The organism is Planotetraspora sp. A-T 1434 (genome assembly GCF_025420585.1).
Lineage (GTDB): Bacteria > Actinomycetota > Actinomycetes > Streptosporangiales > Streptosporangiaceae > JAOEGB01.
In genome coordinates this window covers 39,931-61,151 of the sequence record NZ_JAOEGB010000014.1, presented here as the reverse complement: position 1 = coordinate 61,151, position 21,221 = coordinate 39,931, and the positions used below count along the sequence as shown (strand labels likewise).

Genomic DNA, 21,221 nt, shown 5'->3' with positions numbered 1-21,221 from the left:
GTGGCCCGGGACTTTGGACACCTCACCTAACCTGGGCATATGTGCGTGTGGAGCGGTGATCGCCGGTGAAGGACTCGGAGATCGACTACAAGGCGGTGTTCAAGGCCACACATGCCCCGTTGATGGTGCTGACGCGGGACCTCGTCATCGTGGCGGTCAATGACTCCTTTCTGGAGGTGACGGATCGGATCGAGGCGGACCTGCTGGGCCGGGACGTCTTCACGGCCTTCCCCATCAATCCGGAGGCTCACAACGATCCCGACGGGCAGGGGGCGGAGGCCCTGCGTGCTTCGCTGCAACGGGTGACGGCCACCGGCGAGCAGGACATCGTTTCGCTGGTCAGGTACGACGTCGAGGCGAACGGTGAACCAGGGGGGTTCGAGAAGCGGTACTGGACTGTGGTCAACGCGCCCGTCCTCGGCGAGGACGGTGAGGTGAGACTGATCCTTCACCGTGTAGAAGAGATCACCGGCTTCCTCCAGCGGCTGAGGCGGCCCCGCGAACGCGATGTCACCGGCGCGCGGGCTGAACTGCAGGTGGTCGAGGCCGATGTCTACGTCCGCGCCCGCGAGCTCCTCGACCTCAACGAACGGCTCCAGCGGACACACAGACAACAACGCCAGACCACAGCGGCGCTGCGGGAGGCCATCGAACGGCAGCGGCGGTTGGTCTTCGATGTCTCCCACGACCTGCGCAACCCGATCACCGGGCTGCTGACGGAGCTGGAGGCGGCACTCTCGGAACCCGACATCGATCTGGAGCAGATCCTTCGCAAGTTGCTGAGAAACGCTGAGCGGCTCAACGACATCGTGGCGGATCTGCTCGAACTCGCCCGGCTGGACAACGGGGCGCGCAGCGCCGCCGAACCGGTCGATGTGACCCACCTCGTCATGGACGAATTGGAACGCCGGACCTCGGCCGCCGCCGTACACACCCGGCTCGATGAGCGGGTGATGGTGCGTGCCTCCCGGATCCGGCTGGCCCGGCTTCTGGGCAACCTGCTGTCCAATGCCGAACGGCACACCACTACCAAGATCGAGATCAACCTCACCGCCGACCCGCCCGATGCGGTCCTGGAAGTCATCGACGACGGACCGGGCATCGCCCCGGCCGATCGCGAAAGAGTCTTCGAACGCCTGTGCCGCCTGGACGCCGCCCGCAGCCTGGATCCCGGCGGCTCCGGACTCGGTCTGCCCATCGCACGCGAGATCGCCCACGCCTACGGCGGTGACCTGTACGCCGCCGACCACCCGATCGGCGCCCGCTTCGTTCTCCGCCTCCCCCTCGCGTGACGGGAGCAGATCGGGTGACCGGTTCCCAATGAGAATTAACGCGGGTCCGCGACCACAACGCCAGGCAGAGCGTCAGTCCCCCGTCGCCGTACGGAGGACCTGGGTCAGCCGGGAGAAGCCGTCGGAGCCGTACCCTGCGTCGATCGCCCGTTGTGTGACGGCTCTGGCGGCGCTCAGGACGCCGACGTCCAGGCCGCGGGCCTGAGCGGCGTGGATGATGTGTTCCATTCCCGCCGCGGCCGAGGCGATGCTGGATCGGTCGCCGGGGTGCCTGCCCTCGTCGATCCGCTCCGCGAACTCGGCGATGATGCCGGGCAGCAGGCCGACGCCGGCTTGGGCATACGGCGCGATCTCCTTGGCCGTGACGTTCTCCGCGCCCGCCAGGGCGAAGGCGTGGACGATGGCGCTCATGGACGTCCAGAAGATGTCGAGCAGGGCCACCTCGTAGGCGGCCGCCCGCCCCGGGTCGGCGCCCATATATGTGGCGGTGCCGCCGAGGCTCGCCAAGGTCGGGCGGTGAGCCTCATAAACGGCCTCTGATCCGCTGTACAGAACATGAGCCGCCGGCCGCCCGATGGTCGATGCGGGGGTCATGATCGACCCGTCGAGATAACCGGCGCCGTGCTCGGCGGCCCACGCGGCCGTTTCACGGGCCCTGTACGGCGAGCCCGCGGTGAGATTGACGAGAGTCCGCCCGCGTACGGCTTGGCCGAAGAGAATCGAATCGACGGCGTCGTAGTCGAGCACACAGACGACCACCAGCGGGCCGGTGGTGATCGCGTCCGCGATCGTGGCCGCGGGCAGGGCTCCATGCGCGGCAAGCTCCTCGGCCTTGGCCGGCGTCCGGTTCCATACGGTCGTCGGGTGGCCGTTGGCGATGAAGGCGCGGGCCAGCGCCTGGCCCATCGGGCCGAGTCCCAGAACGGTCACGGCTGATCTTCGCGTTGTCATGGCGGTTACGCTAAAGCTTCACGTCGGCGTGAGAGTCAACAGGCTTTGCCGGAGGTCACATGCGCATCGGGGAGCTGTCCCAGCGGACCGGGATCAGCCAGCGGGCGCTTCGCTACTACGAGGAACAGGGGCTGTTGCGGCCCTCACGGCGGCCGAGCGGCTACCGCGAGTACGACCCGGCGGACCTGCGCACGGTCCGGCGCATCCGCATGTTGCTCGCGGCCGGCCTCAACACCGCCACGATCGCGGAGATCCTGCCCTGCATCGCCGATGACGGCCAAAGCCGGGCTCCGGTATGTCCGGAGTTGTACGCCGGCCTGTCCAGGGAACGTGACAGGATCAACGACGCGATCGATGAATTCATGGCCGCCCGTGCCATGTTGGACGCCATCATCGCCGCCCCACAGCACCTGAGGTCCGCCGGCGTATCGACAAGGTGATTTCGGAACTCGTAGTTTTCCTCGCGGGAAAATGTGCCGCACACGCCGGCGGGCACTCCTACCAGTGAGCGTGGCCTGGGGAACCGCCTTTCCCAGGGCCCCCGTCCCCATCCGGGTCGTCATCCGATGAAGGCCCGGATGCCCTAGATCACTCCCGCCTCGCTGTGATCCGTACGGGGTCCGGACATGTTCCGGCGGCTGACCGCCTCGACGTCGAAGATCCCCTAAGATACTGATCTTTCTGACAGATCATGACTTGGGAGTCAAGAGTGACAACGCTGAGCCGTAGGAGCCTGCTGAAGGCGGGCGTGGGAGCGGTCCCCGCCCTCGCGCTGGGCGCTGCTCCCGCCCGAGCGGCCGACGTGCTGGTCAGCGGCGTCGCCCCGGCGGCCCTCGCCGGGCTCGACCAGGTGATGAAGACGTATGTCGCCGAACGCGACATCAGCTGCGCGCAGCTCGCGGTCGTCAAGAACGGCAAGATCGTGCTGGCGCGAGGCTACGGCTACTACACGCGGCCCACGACGACGGGCGGAACCGCGTTCCTCGCGCGCGTCCAGCCGACCAGCCTTTTCCGGATCGCGAGCCTGAGCAAGCACATCACCGCGACCGCGGTCATGCGACTGGTCCAGGACGGCAAGCTGAGCCTCTCGGCTCCGGTCACCACACTGCTGGGCCTGTCCGCCACCGCCGATTCCCGCTTGAAGAACGTGACCGTGCTCCGCCTGATGCAGCACCTCGGGGGCTGGGACAGGGACGTGAGCAAGGACCAGCTCTGGCTGGACCACACGATCTCGGCCTCGCTGGGCGTGCCGCTCCCGATCAGCCACGCCGACATCATCAAGTACGCCACGGGGCGGCCACTCGACTTCCAGCCCGGCTCGAAGATGGTCTACAGCAACTACGGCTACACGCTGCTCGGCCGGATCATCGAAAAGGTGTCGGGCATGAGCTACGAGGCGTACGTGAAGCAGAAGCTCCTGACGCCTATCGGCATCAGCCGTATGCGCCTTGGCCTCAGCCTGAGGACCGAGGCCGCGGCGGGCGAGGTGACCTACTACTCGCAGTACACGAACAAGACCGTGATGGATGGGTCCGGCACGGTGGTGCCGTACCAGTACGGCGGGTTCAACATGCCCAACCAGGACGCCAACGGCGGCTGGCTGGCGTCCGCCGTCGACCTGGTGAAGTTCTCCACCGTCTTCGACGCGGCGGGCAAGGTGCTCAACGCCGCCTCGATCGCGACGATGTTCGCCAAGCCGGAGATCGGCATCAGCGACGACGGCTCGTGGTACGGCTGCGGCTGGTACGTGCGCCAGGTCCCCGGCCACCTCAACACCTGGCACGCCGGCGGGATGCCGGGGACCTACACCTACCTGGCGAGGATCCAGAACGGCGTCACCTACGCCGCGCTCTTCAACCGGCGCGAGGAGAGCGGCACTCCCGACTACGACGTGCTGAGCCCCCGCATGAACGAGGCCATCGGAAAGGTCACCACCTGGCCGACCACCGACCTCACCTCGAAGTACTTCTGACGGCCGCCCGCGGCGCGGATGCCGTTGACAGTTTCACCAACCAAGCGCATGCTTTGCGCGGGTGCCAGGCGCGAGGTGCCGTCGCAGGCCTCTCGTCGAAGGGAACCCGCCGTGCCCGCACATCAGAACGCGTCCGCCGCCGCGGATCGGCCTCAGCCGCGCGGCCACAGCCGGAGGCAGGTCCTGCGAGGCGCCGTAGCCGCCGGAGCCGGTGTCATGCTCGGCTCCGGCCTGCTTGACCGCGCCGCGTACGCCGCCGTGGTCGAGTACGACGTCGTGGTGATCGGTTCCGGGGCGGCGGGGATGACGGCCGCGCTCACGGCCGCCAGGCGAGGGCTGCGGACCGTGGTGGTCGAGAAGGCGCCCACCTTCGGCGGTTCGGCGGCCCGGTCGGGAGCCGGGATCTGGATCCCGTGCAACGAGGTCATCCTCGCCGCCGGCGTCCCCGACACCCCTGCCAAGGCGGCCACCTATCTCGCGAGCGTCGTGGGAAACACGGTGCCCGCCGACCGGCAGGCGGCCTTCCTCGCCAACGGCCCCGCCATGATCTCCTTCGTCATGAGGAACAGCCCGCTACGGTTCCGGTGGATGGAGGGCTACTCCGACTACTATCCCGACCTGCCCGGCGGCATGCCGAAGGGGCGGTCCATCGAGCCGGACCAGCTCGACGGCACCATCCTCGGCGCCGAGCTGGCTCATCTGAACCCGTCGTACATCCCCACTCCGGCCGGCACGGTAGTCTTCAGCGCGGACTACAAGTGGCTCACCCTCGCCGCGGTCAACGCCAAGGGCCTGGCGGTCTCCCTGGAAGGGGTCAGCAGATACACGGCGGCGGTGCTGCACGGGGAGAAGCCCCTCACGATGGGCCAGGCCCTCGCCGGCGGGCTGCGCGCCGGGCTGATGTCCGCCAACGTCCCGGTATGGCTGAACACGCCCTTCGTCGACCTGCGATTCGACGGCAGCGGCCGCGTCACCGGGGTCGTCGTCGCACGGAACGGCACGCAGACGCTGGTCAACGCCACCCGCGGAGTGATCACCGGCTCTGGCGGCTTCGAGCACAACCTCGGCATGCGTACGGAATTCCAGCGGCAGCCCATCGGCACCGATTGGACGGTCGGAGCCAAGGAGAACACCGGCGACGGCATCCAGGCGGGCCAGCGGGCCGGGGCGGCGCTGGACCTCATGGACGACGCGTGGTGGGGCCCGGCGATCCCGCTGCCGGACGAGCCGTACTTCTGCCTGGCCGAACGCACCCTGCCCGGCGGCATCATGGTCAACGGCGACGGCGTCCGGTTCGTCAACGAGGCCGCGCCGTACAGCGACGTGGTGCACGTCATGTACGACCGCGACACGACCGCGCCGGACATCCCGGCCTGGCTGGTCGTCGACCAGAACTACCGCAATCGCTATCTCTTCAGGGATGTGGCTCCCACGCTGCCGCTGCCCGACGCGTGGTACCAGAGCGGAGCCGTCTACAAGGACTGGACGATCGAGGGGCTGGCGGCGAAGATCGGCGTTCCGCCGGCGGCCCTGCGCGGCACCGTGAAACGCTTCAACGGCTTCGCGCTGACCGGCAAGGATCTCGACTTCCACCGCGGCGACAGCGCGTACGACCACTACTACACCGACCCGGTCGTCATCCCGAACTCCTGCCTCGCCCCGTTGTGGCTGCCGCCCTTCTACGCGTTCAAGATCGTTCCCGGCGACCTCGGCACGAAGGGCGGGATGCGCACGGACGCCCGGGCGCGCGTGCTGCGAACGGACGGCTCGGTCATACCGGGGCTGTACGCGGCGGGAAACGCCAGCGGCGCGGTCATGGGCCACAGTTACGCCGGCGCCGGCTCCACCATCGGCCCGGCCATGACCTTCGGCTATGTGGCCGCGAACGACATCGCCGACGCCCCCGGAGCGTGACACCGCCGAATTCCCGCCTCGCGTCGAACCCGGCCTGCGCTACGTGGTGAGCTGTGCGGTGCGCCGTGGCATGAAGAGGATGGCAGCCACGATGAGCACCGCCACCACGACGAGCGCCTGGAAGACGTGGTGGCTCGCCTCGTAGAGCGCCGCGCGGATGAAGGACGCCGTGGGCGACCGCGCGGCCGAGCCGTGAGCGCCGAGCACGAGACTGGTGGCGTCGACGCTGTCGGGCAGCCGGCCGGCCAGCGAGGCCGGCGGGTGGGCGAAGCGGTCGGCCAATGTGGCGTTGGAGATCGCCCCGAAGATCGCCGCCCCGACCGCGCTGCCGATCGAGCGGGAGAACATGTTGGTCGCGGTGACGACGCCCCGGCGCTCCCACCCGACGACGGACTGGATGGCGACCATGGTGGGGCTGGAGGAGAGCCCCAGGCCGGCGCCGACGACGAAGCATGCCGCCGCCACCGTCCACACGTGCGTCCGCTGGGTGACCAGCGCCCCGAGGACGGCGCCCGCCACGACGAGGGCGCTGCCGATGACGGCCGTGTCCCGGAAACCGATGCGCATGTAAAGGCGGCCCGAGAAGGTCGCCGCGAGGGGCCACCCGATGGTGAGCGCCGCCAGGGCGAAGCCGGCGACCAGGGCCCCCGTGCCGAGGACACCCTGTACGAAGGTCGGCACGTACGAGCTGAGGCCGATCATGAGCGCGCCCACGCCGAGGCCCACGAGATTGCCGCCTGTCAGTGTGCGGTGCCGGAAGACCCACAGCGGCAGGATGGGCTCGGCCGCCCTGCGCTCCACGACGACGAACGCGACGACCATGGCGAGCCCCGCCGCGAAGATGAGCAGGCTGGGAGCCGACCCCCAGCTCCACGCCACCCCGCCTTCGAGCAGGCCGAGGATGAGCAGGGAGGAGCCGGCGGTGAGCAGTGCCGCACCGACGTAGTCGATCCGGGGCGAGCTCCGCGTCACCCGCTCCTTGAAGCGCCGGGCGAGCGTCCAGGCGGCGACGGCCCCGAGCGGCAGGTTGATGAAGAAGATCCAGCGCCAGGAGAGGTACTCCGAGAAGAGGCCGCCGAGGGCGGGCCCCACCACGGCGGCGACCCCCCACACGCTGGCCACGTAGCCCTGCACCCGCGCCCGTTCCTCGACGGAGTAGAGGTCGCCGACCATCGTGATGCTCATGGGCTGTACGGCCCCGGCCCCGATGCCCTGCAGGGCCCGGAACGCGATGAGCGCCGGCATGCTCCAGGCCACGCCGCACAGCACCGACCCGGCGAGGAACACCGCGATGCCGAAGAACATGACCGGCTTACGCCCGAAGATGTCGGCCAACTTGCCGTACAGCGGAACCGTCACCGCCTGCGTGAGCAGGTAGATCGAGAACAGCCAGGGAAACTGGGAGAAGCCGCCCAAGTCCCGGACGACGGACGGCACCGCTGTAGCGATGATCGTGCTGTCCAGTGCCACCAGGCCGGTGCAGAGCATGATGGCGGCCAGCACCGGACCGCGCTCCGACCTGAGACCGATGCCCTTCGGGGTCGTTACCGTCGTCACGTCGGAGGAGCTCCCTGTGCTTGTCGAACCCGTGTTCTCGAAGGCGTGCTGCCGAACGCCGGCCGTAGGGCATGCTGCCGAAGGCTCGCGGTCGAGGGCCGGACCAACCCCCTGGCGGCAGACCCGTCCCGGGAGTACGCAACCGTCCGTTACCCCCATTACATTCCCGACCTATGTACTGACCTGCGCCAATTGAGAGCATCGATGCCCCGAAATCCCGGTATGAGCCGGTATGGAAGGGTATTCGGCGTGACTGAGAGCGTTCGAGAGTTCGTCCGCCGGCATGCCATGGACACCCGGCCACTGGCGACCCCCCACTTTCGGCGGCTCCTGTTCGGCCAGGCACTCTCGTTCATCGGCTACCAGCTCACCGCCGTCGCGGTCAGCGCCCAGGTGTACGCGCTGACCCAGTCGTCGCTGTGGGTCGGGCTCCTCGGACCGGTCGCGCTCGTGCCCCTGATCGTCTTCGGCCTGTGGGGCGGCGCGATCGCCGACGCCGTGGACCGCCGCAAACTGCTCCTCACCAGCTCGCTCGTAAGCTGGAGCGCGACGCTGACGCTACTGCTGAACGCGGTGTTCCTCGACAACGTCTGGCTGCTCATCGCCGCCGTGGCCGTACAGTCCACCGGGGTCGCGATCGCGTCGCCCACCCGCAACGCCATCGTCCCGAGGCTGGTCCCGGCGCATCTGGTGCCGTCGGCCAACACCCTCAACTTCACTCTGGGCAGCCTGGGCGCCGTCCTCGGCCCGCTGCTGGGCGGTGTCGTGCTCGCCGGCGGCGGGTACGGCGTGGCGTACCTCATCGACGCCGTCCTGTTCAGCGCCAGCCTCTACGCCGCCGTACGGCTGCCGCGGCTCGAACCGCTCGGCGAGGCCGCCGCGCCCGGCCTACGGGCGGTGGTCGACGGGTTGCGCTACATCATCGGCAGCCCGATCGTGCTGATGTCGTTCGTCGTGGACATCATCGCCATGGCCTTCGCGCTGCCGCGGGCCCTCTACCCCGAGCTCACCGCCACCCGTTTCGGCGGCTCGGCCGTGGCCTTCGGCTGGCTGTCCGCGAGTGTGGCGCTCGGAGCGGTCATCGGGGGCGTGTCGTCCGGGTGGGTGGGCCGGGTCCGAAGGCAGGGCATGGCGCTGACCTTCGTGATCGCGCTGTGGGGGCTCACGGTGGCCGCGGCCGGGCTGGCGTCGCAACTCTGGCTCGTCGTCGCCCTGCTCGCGGCGGCCGGCTTCACCGACCTCGTCTCGGCCGTGTGGCGGCAGACGATCCTCCAGACGTACGCCCCCGACGACATGCGGGGGCGCCTCCAGGGTGTCTTCTTCGTCGTGGTGGCGGGCGGCCCGAGGCTGGGCGACATCAGAGCGGGCGCGACGGCCGCGGCGTTCGGCCTGGTGCCCGCGTGGGTCGGCGGCGGCCTTGTCTGCGCCCTCATCGTGCTCGTCGCCGGCCTTTCCGTCCCCGCTTTCCGCCGATACCAACCGCGTTAGCCGCCGCGCGAACGCCTCCCGGACATGCGGAAGGGGCGTAAGCCGCGTGGCACGGCTCACGCCCCCATCCGGCCGCCCCTGCGCCGAGCTTCAGGACGGTGTCGGCGACGACGTCGGAGACGATGTCGGAGACGATGTCGGAGACGATGTCGGCGATGAGGTGGGCGACGCCGTCCCTGCCGTGGGCTTCAGAACGGTGTCGATGATGTACACGGTGGCGTTGCGGGTGCGCAGCCCGCCGCAGACGACGGTGGCATCGTTGACCTTGAAGGTCTGCCCTGAGCGGCTCGTGGTGATCGTGCCGCCCTGCAGAGTGGTGAAGCTGCCTTTCTCCAGGTCGGTCGGCGTCTTCCGGCCCTTGACCACGTGATAGGCCAGGATGGTGCTGAGAGCCTGCCTGTCGGCCAGGATCTTGTCGAGCTGGTTCTTGGGAATCTTGTTGAAGGCGTCGTTGCTGGGCGCGAAGACCGTGATGTCCTCCGCGGAGTTCAGAGTCTGCACCACGCCGGCCTTCTGCGCCGCGGTCGCCAGCGTGGACAGGGTCGGAACGTGCGAGAGGGCGGTGCCCACCGGCTCGTTCGCCAGCTCGGCCGGGCTGCCCGGACCCGAGGTCGGCAAGGCGGCGCACCCCGGCCCGACAGGCGACGCGGACTCCGATGCCGTGGCCGTGGGACTGGTCTCGGGCGACGCCGTACCTGTCGGGGTCTCTTCGGTGGGAGTGACTTCCGGCGCGGGACTCACCGTCGCCCGGGCGACGGCCGCGCCTGCTCCACTGCTGTAGGTGCCGGCGCCGTATGCCGTCGTGAAGGATACGGCGACCGCCGCGACCGATAGGGCGAGAAGACGATTGTTCATGGCGTCTGTCCCCTTTGCGTGTCCTGATGGATGGCGGGCACACGGTTAGAAGGCAGGGCAAAGCCGGTGACGTCGTTTATCGGACTCGCCGACGGCCATGCGCGAAATAGAGCTCCAACCGGCATTCGAACCCCCGCGACCCGGTTGCTGGCCTTGATCGGATGCCGCGCGCAGGCCCCCTCCCCGCATCGGATGCGCGACACACCCACTTGGAGTATTCCCGAGCGTCAAACGTCGCCAACCCACAATCCACACTTCAGCCCTGCCGCCTCCCCTTGTAGACGTCGGCCATGTGCTCACAGAGGTGGGGCGGCAGGTCTACGCCGTTGTATCGGAGATTCGCCGATCGTTCACCGGAGGTGCCTCGCGGCGTCGTCGAACTGCCATGCGAATGCACTGGGATTCAGCAGTCCGTCGCGTGAGTTCTGGGAGGACTGGGAATGCGGAGAACATTGGCTGTAGCGGCCGTGGGCGCGTTGGTGATGCTGGGCGGGACGCTCACCGCCAACGCCAGTGGGAATTCGAAGCGGGGTGACGACCACGAGGGGTCGAACCGCGCCTACGAGATCGCGCTCATCGGGGACGCGCCGTACGGCGACATCGGGCGCGTGCAGTTCCCCCGGGTGATCGACGAGATCAACGCCGACCACCGTCTGGCGTTCACCCTGTTCGACGGCGACATCAAGAACGGCAGCGAGCGCTGTGACCAGCCGCAGTACGACCTGGCCGTGAAGAACTTCGCTTCCTTCCGCCGGCCGCTCGTCTATGTCCCCGGCGACAACGAGTGGACCGACTGCGACCGGCCGAGCAACGGGAGCTACGACCCGAACGAGCGCCTCGCCCTCATCCGCCGCACGTTCGCCGCGACCCCCGACTCGCTGGGCCAGCGGACGCTGAAGCTGGAACGCCAGACGCCCGCCTATCCCGAGAACGTGCGGTGGCAGTACGGCGCGGTCACCTATGTCGGCCTCAACATCCCGGGCAGCGACAACAACGCTCCCCAGTTCGACGCGAGCGGCAAGCAGACCGACGGCGACCAGGCCGAGTACACCGCGCGCAACGCGGCCAACCTCGAGTGGCTCGACCGCGGCTTCGCCGCCGCCCGCGACGCCGGGTCGAAGGCGGTCGTCGTCGTCCTCCAGGCCGACATGTGGACCGAGGAGCCGACCGCCCACTTCGCGGACACGAAGCGGAAGCTGGCCCAGCTCTCCATCGCCTTCCCCGGGCAGGTCCTGCTGGTCAACGGCGACTCGCACGTCTTCAAGGTCGACAAGCCGCTGACCGACGCGAAGAACCAGGTCATCGAGAACGTCACGCGGGTGCAGACCTTCGGAAGCGCGCAGAACCACTGGGTGAGCGCGGAGATCGACCCGAGGGATCCCGAGGTCTTCACCTTCCACGAGCACATCGTGGCGGCGAACCTCCCCACCTATGTCAGCCCCTGACACCTGTACGGCCCGCGTCACCCGCTGAAGGTCCCTCCCACCACACGACGCCCCCGAGTATCAGCTCCAGGTCAGCTTTGGTTTAACTGGAAGAACGGGGCGGCTCCGGGCGTGTAGCGTCCGGCGGTGGTCAGGAGGGACCACCATGAGAAGTCCGAGGCACCGGCTCATCACCCTGGTCGCGGCCGTCGCCGTGCTGATCGGCGGCGGCGTCGCGTACGGCGTCGTGAGCGGAAACGTGGGTCCGCAGGGCGACGGCACCGCCGTCACCCCCGTCGGCTTCCGCGTCACCCCGGCGGGAGCCCAGGTCGGCCTGGAAGTGCTGCCGCTCGCCTCGGCGCTCTCGCCCGACGGCTCCACGCTGCTGGTGACCAACGACGGCCAGGGCGACCAGTCGCTCCAGCTCATCGACACCGCGACAGGCAAGGTCACGCAGACCCTGTCGTACGGCAGGCCCGAAGCGCTGTACGTCGGCGTGGCCTGGAGCCCTGACGGCACCCGCGCGTACGCCAGCGCCGGGGGCAACAACAAGATCCGTGTCTTCACCGTGTCGGACGGGCGGCTCACGGAGACGGATGCCCTGAAGCTACCCACCAGGAGCCCTGCCGGGAAGAAGATCAACATGTTCCCGGCCGGGCTGGCCGTCTCCCCCGGCGGCACGACGCTCTACGTCGCCGACCAGCTCGCGGACGCCTTCTCCGTCATCGACGTCGAGACCGGCTCGGTCACATCGACGGCTGTGGGGCACAACCCCTACGGCGTCACGCTGTCGAGGGACGGCGCCACCGCGTACGTCACCAACCAGGGCGACACGACGGTCAGCGTGGTCGACGTCGCCCATGCTTCGAGCGGGGGCGATCCCTCCCTCACGGCCACCGTCCAGGTCGGCACCCATCCGAACAAGGCCGTGCTGGACCGGTCCGGAGAGCGGCTTTACGTCGCGGCGGCCGACAGCGACGAGGTCGACGTGATCGACACGGTGAAGAACCAGGTGGAGAGCCGGATCGACGTCCGCCCCCACCGTGGGGCCGAGATCGGCGGCAATCCGGTCGCCGTCGCCCTCTCCGGCGATGAGCGGGTGCTCTACGTCGCCAACTCCGGCAACAACGACGTGGCTGTGATCGACGTACGGCGGGGCCGGGTGCTGGGCCTCATCCCCACAGGTTGGTATCCCACCTCGATCCAGGTCATCGGCGACCGGCTGCTCGTCACCAACGCCAAGGGGCTCGGGGCCGGGCCGAACGACGGCCCCGGGCATCCGGACCCCCACGCCTCGACCTCTCCCGACCAGTACATCGGCTCGATGATCAAGGGCACGCTGTCGGTCATCTCCGGAGTGGCGGACCCAGCCCGGCTCGCCGCGTGGTCACGGCAGGTCGCCGCCAACAACGGGAGCTCCGGCAACGGGGGCTCCGGCAACGGGAGAGATCGCGCCTCCGCTCCCAGCGCCGTCATCCCCCTCCACCCCGGTGGGCCGACGCCGATCAAGCACGTCATCTACGTCGTCCGGGAGAACCGCACCTACGACCAGGTCCTGGGGAGCCTGGGCAGGGGGAACGGCGATCCCGGCCTCAACCTCTTCGGGGAGTCCTCCGCGCCGAACACCCGCGAGCTGGCCCGCCGGTTCGTGACGCTCGACAACTTCTACGCCGACGCCGAGATCAGCGCCCAGGGCTGGAACTGGTCCACGGCGGCCAACTCCAACGCCTACACCGAGCAGACATGGCCCGCGGGCTACTCCGAACGCAACCACCCCTACGACTGGGAGGGCGGCAACCCGGCGACGGCTCCCAACCGGGACTATCGGGACGCCTATATCTGGAACCGGCTCACCGACGCCGGCGTGTCCTACCGGAACTACGGCTTCTACACCTCCAGCGCCGGGGTGACCGACCCGATCGATCCCGACCTGCCCGGCAACACCGACCCGGCCTTCGCGGGGTTCGACATGAAGAAGCCCGATCACTGCGAAGCGGGGGCGGGCCGCATGTGCGAGTGGCTCAGGGAGTTCCGCGCCTACGAGGAGAACGGAAAGCTCCCGGACGTCGAGCTCGTCCGGCTGGGCACCGATCACACGGCGGGCACGCTCGCCGGCGCGCCGACGCCGGAGGCGTGCGTCGCCGACAACGACTACGCCGTCGGCCAGCTGGTGGACGCGGTGTCGCACTCCAGGTTCTGGGCCGATACCGCGATCTTCGTAGTGGAGGACGACGCCCAGAACGGCCCCGACCACATCGACGCCCACCGGACCGTGGCCCTGGTCGTGAGCCCGTACACCCAGACCGGGCGGGTCGACTCGACCTTCTACAGCACGGTGTCGATGTTGCACACCATCGAGCTGATCGCCGGGATCCGGCCGATGACCCAGTTCGACGCCTATGCCACCCCCATGACCCCGTCGTTCACCGGCCGGCCCGACGCCCGGCCGTACGACGCGCTGCTGCCCGCCCAGCCGTTCGACGCGAAGAACCCGGCGGACGCGCCGATGGCGGCCATCTCGGCGAAGCAGAACCTGACCCACGAGGACCAGATCGACGAGGCGACCTTCAACAAGGCCATCTGGCAGAGCGTGAAGGGACCCGGCTCCCGGATGCCCGCCCCCCGGCACCGCCTCCCCATGCCCGACGTCGAGGAAGAGGAGGACTGACCATGCCACGCCGGGTGAAGGTCGAGGGAGATCTCTACCATGGGCACGTCCCGGAGGGCGCGGTCTACGTGGGCCGGGCCTTGCCGGGGCTGAAGGCCAGCCCGTATCGCAACCCCTTCCGGGTGAAGGAGTACGGCAGGGAGGGCGCCCTGCGGATGTTCGAGGCCTACCTGGCCGACCATCCCGAGCTGGTCGAGCGGGCCAAGCGCGAGCTGGCGGGGAAGGACCTGGCCTGCTGGTGCGGGCCCGACCAGCTGTGCCACGCCGACCTCTGGCTGGAGATCGTCAACTCTAGCTAGCAGGGTCCGGGGGAGGCGCCGGAGACCTCCAGGTCCGCCCCCTTGAAGGGCGACATGAATTGCGACAGCAGGTCGACTGCGTAGCCGGGCACCTGGCCACCGCCAGGCGCGAGGAGGCTCACCATCTGGGGGCCGTCCGCGCCGCGCAGCGTGATCGAACCGCTCCTCGGGGCGGCCGCCAGGCCGGGCCGCGTGCCGATCGTCAGACAGGCCAGCTGGGCTCCGCCGATCTTCACGGACTGCTGGGCGCCGATCGGCCGCAACCTGCCGTCGTAGCGGCGGAGCTCCAGCGACGTGACCGGGCCCAGCCTCAGTGTGTCCGAGAACGCGTCCTGGCCGACCTTCCGGCCGACCCTGACCCGCAGCTTCACGTCGGGATTGAGGGCGACTCCCGCGGCTCGCAGGTCCAAGTGGTCATAGCCGCCCTCGAAGCCGGGCGAGACGTAGCCCAGCGCGGCCGGAGCCGCCATTCCGAAGGGAACACGGCCCGGCCGGATCCTCAGCCACGACATGTCGTGGACGGCGAGCGACACGTCTCTTATCTCACTGCGGCGCAACGCGAAGTGCCCGTCCATCCGGAAGCCGAAGAACCCCATCGTGTACGGAATATCCGTACGGAACCGGACTCGCTGTCGCCTGGACCGAACCGACCGACAGGCCCGCGTGGATCTCCATGAGCTTCGTCGGCACCGGGCGGGAGGCGAGATCCACCGACAGGTCGGGATTGACCCTCACCGTGGTGTCGGAGGCGAGGTCGGTCACGACGAACGACGAGCCGAGCAGCCCCGGGACAAGGGAGCTCTCGATGGCGAAGGTTCCGTCGAGGGTGTCGGCGTCCGCCTTGTAGGCCAGGCGCGGCACCCGAAACCCCCCAAGCCCGCGGAGCCCCCGGCCTGACGCCGTGGCGTCGATGCTGAAGGTGGCGGGCACGTCGGTGAACCGCACGGCGCCCGTCCCGGTCTTCCCCTTCCTCGGCACGACCGTCACCTTGGCGATCAGCGTGTCGATCGGGGCGGAGTTCCGTACCGCGATGTGGGTCCTGCCGCCGTAGGCGCCGCTCACCGCGACCGATGCGGGGACGGGATCCACGACGAGCCGCCCGCGCACGGTTCCCTGGGGGGTCGTGGCCTCCCCCAGCACCTCCAGCGAGGTCAGCGTGGCGGCCGGCTCGACCCGGTAGGCGGCGTTGACCACGCCGCCGCTCCCGACGCCGAACGGGCCGACGGACATGCCGGTAACCGTCTCGGGCAGGCCGTCCAGTGTGGCCATCGCCTTGATCGGCACCGGCGCGAGGATCTCGCTGGCCAGGTAGACCACGAGCTTCCGGTCCCGGGGACGATAACCGGAGAAGGAGACCGTCTTCCGGCCCAGGTCCGCCGTGAGCCTCGCGGGGAGCCCGGCCAGGCTCACCACGCCCCGGACGCCGAAGCAGCCGCGGCCCGCCGTACAGAACGGTCCCCTGTCCCTGGCGCATCCGGCGGATCCCCCGGCGCAGCCGCCGTCGGCGAGCGCGACACCGCCGCCGATCCCGGGGCCGGCAAAGGTGGGGGTGGGGGGAATGCCGTTGATCGCCGCCGCCTTGCCCAACCGTCGGCCACCATCCTGATGTGGGCGCGGACACCCTCGGCGGTGGCGGACAGATCATCCCGGCACAGATCATCCCGGCAGTGGGGGCCGACCGTGGTCACATGACGCCTGTTCAGATAAAGCGTGACCTTCTTCAGGCCCGAGGCCGCCGTGACGTCCGCCACGGTCCGGCTGCCCATCGTCCAGGACGCCTCGACGGCCGAGCGCACGCCGTACACCGTGCCGTCGATCGTCGGGCCGGTCCTGGTGTCGGAGTACGCCGCACGGATCCGGTCGATCGTCCCGCTGGCCCGGTAGGCGGCCTTCTTCGCGACGGGATCGACGTTCACCTCCACCTCGTCCGGGGTGTCGGAGATCTCCATGCGGGCGAGGTGGGTTCCGTCGATGCTCGCGGCTCCCATGAACGGCCCGCCAGGCGAGTCGAGCTTGAGCACGGCATGGGGCCGGCGGCCGTACGCGACGTCGAACCCGGACAGGCCCGAGAGCCTTCCCGAGACGCCCAGCCGGGAGCCATTCTTGATCATGGTCACGTGGGCGCCGGATGGGCTGGAGATCGCTCCCTCGCCGCGCTGCAGAACCGCTTCGACCCTGCCGATCGTCGAGCTCGCGGTGCAGGCCAGCCTGTTCTTCCGGGTGTTATGAAATATCGTGAGGTGGGCGGGAAGCCCCGCGAGACTCGCCTGGAGCACGGTCCTCGCCGCCGCCCGATCGAAGTAGATCACGTTCACGCCGGTGTTCCGGCCGCTCGGACGGGGCCCGTCCGTGTCCACGATCAGCCGCGAGGACGCGCCCGGCTCGTATCGCGCCCGGATGCCGGCCGGCAGATCGGTGATCGTGCCTCCGGCCGCTTTGCTGAGCCGGTCCCCGCTGTAGGCATAGGTGTAAAGCTCCGCCCTGGCGAGCGGAGTCGTGCTGGTGAAGCGCAGGTCCACCGGCCCGTCCCGGCGCGATCGGGTCAGCTCGGCGGTGGCCTGCCCGCCCAGCCTGGCCGCGACGATGTGGGCGACCTGCTTGCCGTACGACCTGGCAGCCAGGACGACGGCGTCCATCGTGGTAACCCGTGAGGTGTCCATCGAGAGTTCGCCGTCGAGCGCGCGGGTGTCGAACCGGGCATGTGCCGAGAACATCCCCGGCACCGGCGCCTGCCGCAGGCTCGCCAGGGCGGGCTCGACCGGCGTGCGTCCCCGCAGACCGGCCACGCCCACGACCATGGCGATCGAGGCGCCCGGCTCCGACCGGCGGGCGCGGGCCCGCACGTCCACCACTCCACGCGCCGCCGCGACGTGGTCGACCGTGTAGACGGCCCAGTCGAGGCCGGAGAGCGAGGCGCCCCGCCGGTAGCCGTCGAAGCCGATCGACACGCGCCTGGCCTGCTTCGGAGCCGGAATGTCATACTCGGCCCAGACCTGGGCCTTCAGGTCTCGGCCGTGGGTCTCGCTGCCCGGCAGGCGCCGGGTGAGCAGGCCCAGACCGGCCGCCATTCTCGTCGCCAGATCACGCCTCCGCGCGTCCAGCCGCTCGCGCAGGCCGGGGATCAGGGAGTCTCCACCGGCTCCGCGGCCAGGGACGGGCCCCGGGGCACGTCCACCGGCTCGCCCTCGGGAAGCGCCATCCGCGGCACGGGCTCGATCTTGGGCCCGGCACCGGGATCGGCCTCCGCGCCTGCGTGCCCTACGGCAGGGGTTCCGGCGGCGTGCGCCTCCCCGTGCGGCAGGGCGACCAGGCAGATGAGGACGCACACGAGCGCGTGTCTCAGCAGGCGCGGCATGAGTAGCTCTCCCCATTGGCCGGATGGCGAAGCAAGCAGCCGACCATAGGGTGCACTTCATGTCAAATGGCCAGAAAAGACGGGCTGCCGCGCGGGAGGATCTACCTGCGCCCCCACCTGCTGGGATACCTACTACCTACGTATATGCGACATGGGTACCGATACGGGGGTTTTCCCCGTGCTGTGTCAGGGGTCGGAGACGACATGATGACGGTGTTACCAAGAAAACCCCATGACAACCGGCGAGGACCAAAGGAACGAAACGATGTGCCAGCACCAGCCTCCGTGCCCACCCGCGACCGCTTCCGACCGCGAAGCGGCCTGCCTTGTCGCCTTCCACCCGGAGCAGGGATGGGGCCTCCTCTGCAACGGCGTGGTGCTCTTCGAGGACACCGGCGAGCTGCTGCCCGATGGAAGCAGCATCCCGGCCCACCGTGGCAACGTGGGATGTGCGGCATGAGCCAGATGATCATGTCTCGCTCCGTCCCGCTTGAACACCAGTGGCCGGCGCGCGATCGGTGGACGACCGCGCGCCACCGGTTGGGAACGATGATGGTCCGGCTCATCGAGGGGCCCGGCATCCAGGTGTGGTCCTGGCGCCTGCCGAGCAGCCTGCGTTCGGTCGCCAGAGCCCGGCGCCTGACCCGCGAGCGGCTGTCCGCATGGGGGATGGAGAAGGTGACCGACGTCGCCGAGCTTCTCGTGAGCGAGCTGGTGACCAACGCCCTCTGCCACGCGCGCGGGCCCATCCGGCTGGCCCTGTCAGCCACGGAGGGCATGCTGCGCTGCGAGGTCGAGGACGGCGGGACCGTGCTGCCCCGCCTGTACAACGCCCACGAGGACGACGAGGGCGGCCGCGGGCTGTGCCTCCTCGACATGCTGGCCTGCTGCTGGGGCGCCGCCCGCACTGCCAACGGCAAGGTCATGTGGTTCGAGCTGCCCGCCGACTAGGGAGATCACCGACAATGCGCCAGATCCGCGTCACCAGGCCCCGGCCCCGTCCGGAACCGGCTCACCCTGACACGCGTACCCCGGCCGGCCGGCCGCTGCCGTACTGACCACCCTCGCCGGCCGTCACCGGGACCCTCACGTGGGACGGGTGCGCTCGCTGAGCCAGGCGGCGATCTGCGTCCGGGAATTGAAGCCCAGCTTGTTGAGAATGTGCTCGATGTGGCCCTCCGCGGTGCGCTGTGAGATCACCAGCTCCGCCGCGATGTCCCTGTTGCTCAACCCCTGCGCGACCAGCGTGGCGATCTCCGTCTCCCGGCGGGTCAGGGGAGCCAGGCGACCGGCCGACGCGTCCCGCGGCGCGGCATGGGGAGCCTCGTCCTGCAGCGCGTAGGCCACCGCGTCGTCGTACGGCAGGCGGGCCCCGCGCTTGACCGCGGCCTGGAACGCCTGCTCGCCAAGAGCCTCCAGAGTTCTCGACTCGCATTCCTTGTGATAGCAGATCAGATGCCCGAATCCGGACAACGGGGCGCCGACCGCCCTCCAGACCGTCTCCAGGATCCCCAGAAGCCGGGCGGCCCTTTCGTAGCGCTTGTCACACGCGGCGATCCAGGCCAGCACCTCCAGGTTGACCCCGGCCCCCAGCGGGTCGTCGAGCGAGCGGTTGAACCGCAGGCTGGCCTTCTCCAGCTCGGCCGCCCGCGCCGAGTCACCGAGCTGCCAGAGCCCGATGCCGAGCGCCATCTTCGTGTACGCCTGGTGCCAGCCCTCCCCATAGGCCTCACAGACGGCCAGCGACTCCTCGGCGGCCGCGATGGCCTCGGCGACCTCACCCTGGTAGGAGTACGCCAGGGACAGCCGGATGAGCGCGAGGGCCAGGCCGACCGGGTCTCCGTTGACGCGGTGACCGTGGGCCGCCTCGCGGTAGAGCCTGGTGGCCGAGTCGGGATCACCACGGCACATGGCGATCATTCCGGAGTAGAGCGCGACGTAGGCCCGCATGGCGTCATTCCCGAGCCGGTCCGCGATGGCCCCGCCCTCATCGAGCATCACAGCGGCCTTGCCGCAGTCGGCCTGGATGAGGGAGAGCCACGCTCCGGCCCACAGGGCCCGGCCCCTGACCTCGGTCGGCTCCGTCTCCAGGGTCAGGCCGTGGTCTATCCAGCGACGGCCCTCACCGAGGTAGAAGCCGGTGATCCAGTGGTAGCGCAGATCCACGGCCATGGTCAGCCCGGCATCGGCCTCCCCGGGCTCGCCGAAGCAGTACTCCAGGGCCGTGCGGAGGTTGGCGTGTTCCCGCTGGAGGCGGGAGAACCACGCCACCTGCTTCGGGCCGAACAGCTCCGCGTGGGCCTCGGCCGCCAGCCGGCGGTAGTAGTCGCGGTGCCGCCGCTGCATCACGGCCTCCTGCCCGGAGGCGGCGAGCCGTTCCTTGCCGTACTGCCGGATGGTCTCCAGGAGCCGGTAGCGGACCGCCCCCGGCTGGTCCTCCCTGGCCAGAACGGACTTCTCCACCAGCCCGGTCACCAGGTCGAGGACCGACTGCACGGCGATGCCGTCCCCGGCGCAGACGTTCTCGGCGGCGTCGAGATCGAGGCCGCCGGCGAACACCGACACCCGCTGCCACAGCAGCCGCTCCCTTTCCGTGCACAGCTCGTAGCTCCAGTCGATCAGCGCCCGCAGCGTCCGCTGGCGCGGGAGCGCGGCCCGAGATCCGGCCGTGAGCAGGCGGAACCGGTCCTCCAGCCGTCGCAGAAGCTGCTCGACCGACAGCGCGCGCAGCCGTACGGCCGCCAGCTCGATCGCGAGCGGGATGCCGTCGAGGCGGTGGCAGATCGCCGCCACCGCCTCCCGGTTCGCGTCCGTGACGGCGAAGTCCGGCACCACGGCCACGGCCCGGTCCGTGAACAGCCGCACCGCGTCGCACTCCACCAGCGACTCGGCCGAGACGAGGGAGAGGTCCTGGGTCGGGAGCGACAGCGGCGCGAGGCTCAGCGTCTGCTCGCTGGAGATGCCGAGCGCCTGCCTGCTCGTGGCCAGTATCCGCAGGTGCGGCACGGCATGCACGAGCTCGTCCGCGAACATCGCGCACTGGATGAGGAGATGCTCGCAGTTGTCCAGCACGATCAGCGCGTGCCTGTCGTTCAGGTAGTCGGCGAGCGCCTCCAGCGGGGACCGGGAGTAGTAGTCCCGGATCTCCAGGGCCTCGGCGACGGTCTGGGCGAGCAGCTTGGGGTTCTCCAGCTCGGCGAGCTCCACCAGCCAGACCCCGTCGGGGAAGATCCGCCGCACCTCGGCCGCGACCCGGAGCGCCAGGCGGGTCTTGCCGACCCCGCCGACACCGGTCAGGGTCACCAGGCGGGAGGCGGCCAGCAGACGCTTGACCTCGGCCAGTTCGTGCCGACGTCCGACGAAACTCGTCAACTCGGCGGGCAGCACGTTCAGCCGCCTCTTCGAAGCCCTCGGTAGCACCGCCGTCATATTCCAGGCCGCCCCGA

The 21,221-nt window shown here is 69.6% G+C and carries 18 protein-coding genes; 10 read left to right on the top strand and 8 right to left on the bottom strand.

From position 1 onward, the window contains the following. Nucleotides 1–65 precede the first annotated feature (65 nt). Nucleotides 66–1,292 (top strand): PAS domain-containing sensor histidine kinase, encoded by a 1,227-nt coding sequence (locus N5079_RS19255; RefSeq protein ID WP_261585318.1) that lies wholly within the window; start codon nt 66–68, stop codon nt 1,290–1,292. Between the two features lie 72 nt (nt 1,293–1,364). Here N5079_RS19255 and N5079_RS19250 read toward each other — a convergent pair whose 3' ends face one another. Then, nucleotides 1,365–2,243 (bottom strand): NAD(P)-dependent oxidoreductase, encoded by an 879-nt coding sequence (locus N5079_RS19250; protein WP_261585317.1) that lies wholly within the window; start codon nt 2,241–2,243, stop codon nt 1,365–1,367. A gap of 59 nt (nt 2,244–2,302) precedes the next feature. Between N5079_RS19250 and N5079_RS19245 the strand changes: the two genes are divergently transcribed. From N5079_RS19245 to kstD, 3 genes are all read left to right on the top strand, one after another. Then, nucleotides 2,303–2,683 carry a MerR family transcriptional regulator gene (locus N5079_RS19245; protein WP_261585316.1) on the top strand — a complete coding sequence of 127 codons (381 nt, stop codon included), beginning with the start codon at nt 2,303–2,305 and terminating at the stop codon, nt 2,681–2,683. A gap of 269 nt (nt 2,684–2,952) precedes the next feature. Then, nucleotides 2,953–4,215 (top strand): serine hydrolase domain-containing protein, encoded by a 1,263-nt coding sequence (locus N5079_RS19240; protein WP_261585315.1) that lies wholly within the window; start codon nt 2,953–2,955, stop codon nt 4,213–4,215. 111 nt (nt 4,216–4,326) lie between these two features. After that, on the top strand, nt 4,327–6,129 hold the full coding sequence (gene kstD, locus N5079_RS19235) for a 3-oxosteroid 1-dehydrogenase (RefSeq protein ID WP_315967868.1): 1,803 nt from the start codon (nt 4,327–4,329) through the stop codon (nt 6,127–6,129). A gap of 39 nt (nt 6,130–6,168) precedes the next feature. Here the strand turns inward: kstD and N5079_RS19230 are convergent, their stop codons facing one another. Beyond that, complete coding sequence (locus N5079_RS19230) at nt 6,169–7,686, bottom strand: MDR family MFS transporter (RefSeq protein ID WP_261585314.1); 1,518 nt, start codon at nt 7,684–7,686, stop codon at nt 6,169–6,171. Nucleotides 7,687–7,935: 249 nt separating this feature from the next. On the opposite strand from N5079_RS19230, the gene N5079_RS19225 reads away from it, so the two are divergent. After that, entirely contained in the window at nt 7,936–9,174 is a 1,239-nt protein-coding gene (locus N5079_RS19225) for an MFS transporter (RefSeq protein ID WP_261585313.1), read from the top strand. A gap of 90 nt (nt 9,175–9,264) precedes the next feature. On the opposite strand, the gene N5079_RS19220 is transcribed toward N5079_RS19225, so the two are convergent. After that, nucleotides 9,265–10,029, bottom strand: a complete 765-nt coding sequence (locus N5079_RS19220; RefSeq protein ID WP_261585312.1) for a fasciclin domain-containing protein — start codon at nt 10,027–10,029, stop codon at nt 9,265–9,267. A gap of 440 nt (nt 10,030–10,469) precedes the next feature. Here N5079_RS19220 and N5079_RS19215 point away from each other — a divergent pair, with 440 nt between their 5' ends. From N5079_RS19215 to N5079_RS19205, 3 genes are all read left to right on the top strand, one after another. Further along, nucleotides 10,470–11,474 (top strand): hypothetical protein, encoded by a 1,005-nt coding sequence (locus tag N5079_RS19215; RefSeq protein WP_261585311.1) that lies wholly within the window; start codon nt 10,470–10,472, stop codon nt 11,472–11,474. Nucleotides 11,475–11,619: 145 nt separating this feature from the next. Then, on the top strand, nt 11,620–14,121 hold the full coding sequence (locus N5079_RS19210) for a bifunctional YncE family protein/alkaline phosphatase family protein (RefSeq protein ID WP_261585310.1): 2,502 nt from the start codon (nt 11,620–11,622) through the stop codon (nt 14,119–14,121). 2 nt (nt 14,122–14,123) lie between these two features. Then, a complete protein-coding gene (locus tag N5079_RS19205; protein WP_261585309.1) occupies nt 14,124–14,420 on the top strand; it encodes a DUF4326 domain-containing protein in 297 nt (98 codons plus the stop codon). Here N5079_RS19205 and N5079_RS19200 read toward each other — a convergent pair. Genes N5079_RS19200 through N5079_RS19185 form a run of 4 tightly spaced genes read right to left on the bottom strand, consistent with a single transcriptional unit; the run spans nt 14,417 to nt 17,775 of the window. Then, nucleotides 14,417–15,016, bottom strand: a complete 600-nt coding sequence (locus N5079_RS19200; protein ID WP_261585308.1) for a hypothetical protein — start codon at nt 15,014–15,016, stop codon at nt 14,417–14,419. The genes N5079_RS19205 and N5079_RS19200 overlap by 4 nt on opposite strands. Next, a complete protein-coding gene (locus N5079_RS19195; protein ID WP_261585307.1) occupies nt 14,964–15,833 on the bottom strand; it encodes a hypothetical protein in 870 nt (289 codons plus the stop codon). The genes N5079_RS19200 and N5079_RS19195 overlap by 53 nt, the downstream gene beginning before the upstream one ends. Continuing rightward, entirely contained in the window at nt 15,827–17,488 is a 1,662-nt protein-coding gene (locus tag N5079_RS19190; protein ID WP_261585306.1) for a hypothetical protein, read from the bottom strand. The genes N5079_RS19195 and N5079_RS19190 overlap by 7 nt, the downstream gene beginning before the upstream one ends. A gap of 53 nt (nt 17,489–17,541) precedes the next feature. Next, a complete protein-coding gene (locus tag N5079_RS19185; protein ID WP_261585305.1) occupies nt 17,542–17,775 on the bottom strand; it encodes a hypothetical protein in 234 nt (77 codons plus the stop codon). Nucleotides 17,776–18,040: 265 nt separating this feature from the next. Between N5079_RS19185 and N5079_RS19180 the strand changes: the two genes are divergently transcribed. After that, nucleotides 18,041–18,235: a DUF5999 family protein gene (locus N5079_RS19180; RefSeq protein WP_261585304.1), complete on the top strand. Its 195-nt coding sequence runs from the start codon at nt 18,041–18,043 to the stop codon at nt 18,233–18,235. After that, on the top strand, nt 18,232–18,726 hold the full coding sequence (locus tag N5079_RS19175) for an ATP-binding protein (RefSeq protein WP_261585303.1): 495 nt from the start codon (nt 18,232–18,234) through the stop codon (nt 18,724–18,726). Before N5079_RS19180 ends, N5079_RS19175 begins: the two co-directional genes overlap by 4 nt. 135 nt (nt 18,727–18,861) lie before the next feature. Here the strand turns inward: N5079_RS19175 and N5079_RS19170 are convergent, their stop codons facing one another. Then, on the bottom strand, nt 18,862–21,204 hold the full coding sequence (locus N5079_RS19170) for an ATP-binding protein (protein ID WP_261585302.1): 2,343 nt from the start codon (nt 21,202–21,204) through the stop codon (nt 18,862–18,864). Between the last annotated feature and the right edge of the window lie 17 nt (nt 21,205–21,221).

Coding starts and splice junctions, on each gene's coding strand:
- N5079_RS19250 (WP_261585317.1), bottom strand. CDS start 2,243: ATGACAACGCGAAGATCAGCCGTGACCGTTCTGGGACTCGGCCCGATG.
- N5079_RS19245 (WP_261585316.1), top strand. CDS start 2,303: ATGCGCATCGGGGAGCTGTCCCAGCGGACCGGGATCAGCCAGCGGGCG.
- N5079_RS19220 (WP_261585312.1), bottom strand. CDS start 10,029: ATGAACAATCGTCTTCTCGCCCTATCGGTCGCGGCGGTCGCCGTATCC.
- N5079_RS19215 (WP_261585311.1), top strand. CDS start 10,470: ATGCGGAGAACATTGGCTGTAGCGGCCGTGGGCGCGTTGGTGATGCTG.
- N5079_RS19210 (WP_261585310.1), top strand. CDS start 11,620: ATGAGAAGTCCGAGGCACCGGCTCATCACCCTGGTCGCGGCCGTCGCC.
- N5079_RS19205 (WP_261585309.1), top strand. CDS start 14,124: ATGCCACGCCGGGTGAAGGTCGAGGGAGATCTCTACCATGGGCACGTC.
- N5079_RS19200 (WP_261585308.1), bottom strand. CDS start 15,016: ATGGGGTTCTTCGGCTTCCGGATGGACGGGCACTTCGCGTTGCGCCGC.
- N5079_RS19190 (WP_261585306.1), bottom strand. CDS start 17,488: ATGGCGGCCGGTCTGGGCCTGCTCACCCGGCGCCTGCCGGGCAGCGAG.
- N5079_RS19185 (WP_261585305.1), bottom strand. CDS start 17,775: ATGCCGCGCCTGCTGAGACACGCGCTCGTGTGCGTCCTCATCTGCCTG.
- N5079_RS19180 (WP_261585304.1), top strand. CDS start 18,041: ATGTGCCAGCACCAGCCTCCGTGCCCACCCGCGACCGCTTCCGACCGC.
- N5079_RS19175 (WP_261585303.1), top strand. CDS start 18,232: ATGAGCCAGATGATCATGTCTCGCTCCGTCCCGCTTGAACACCAGTGG.
- N5079_RS19170 (WP_261585302.1), bottom strand. CDS start 21,204: ATGACGGCGGTGCTACCGAGGGCTTCGAAGAGGCGGCTGAACGTGCTG.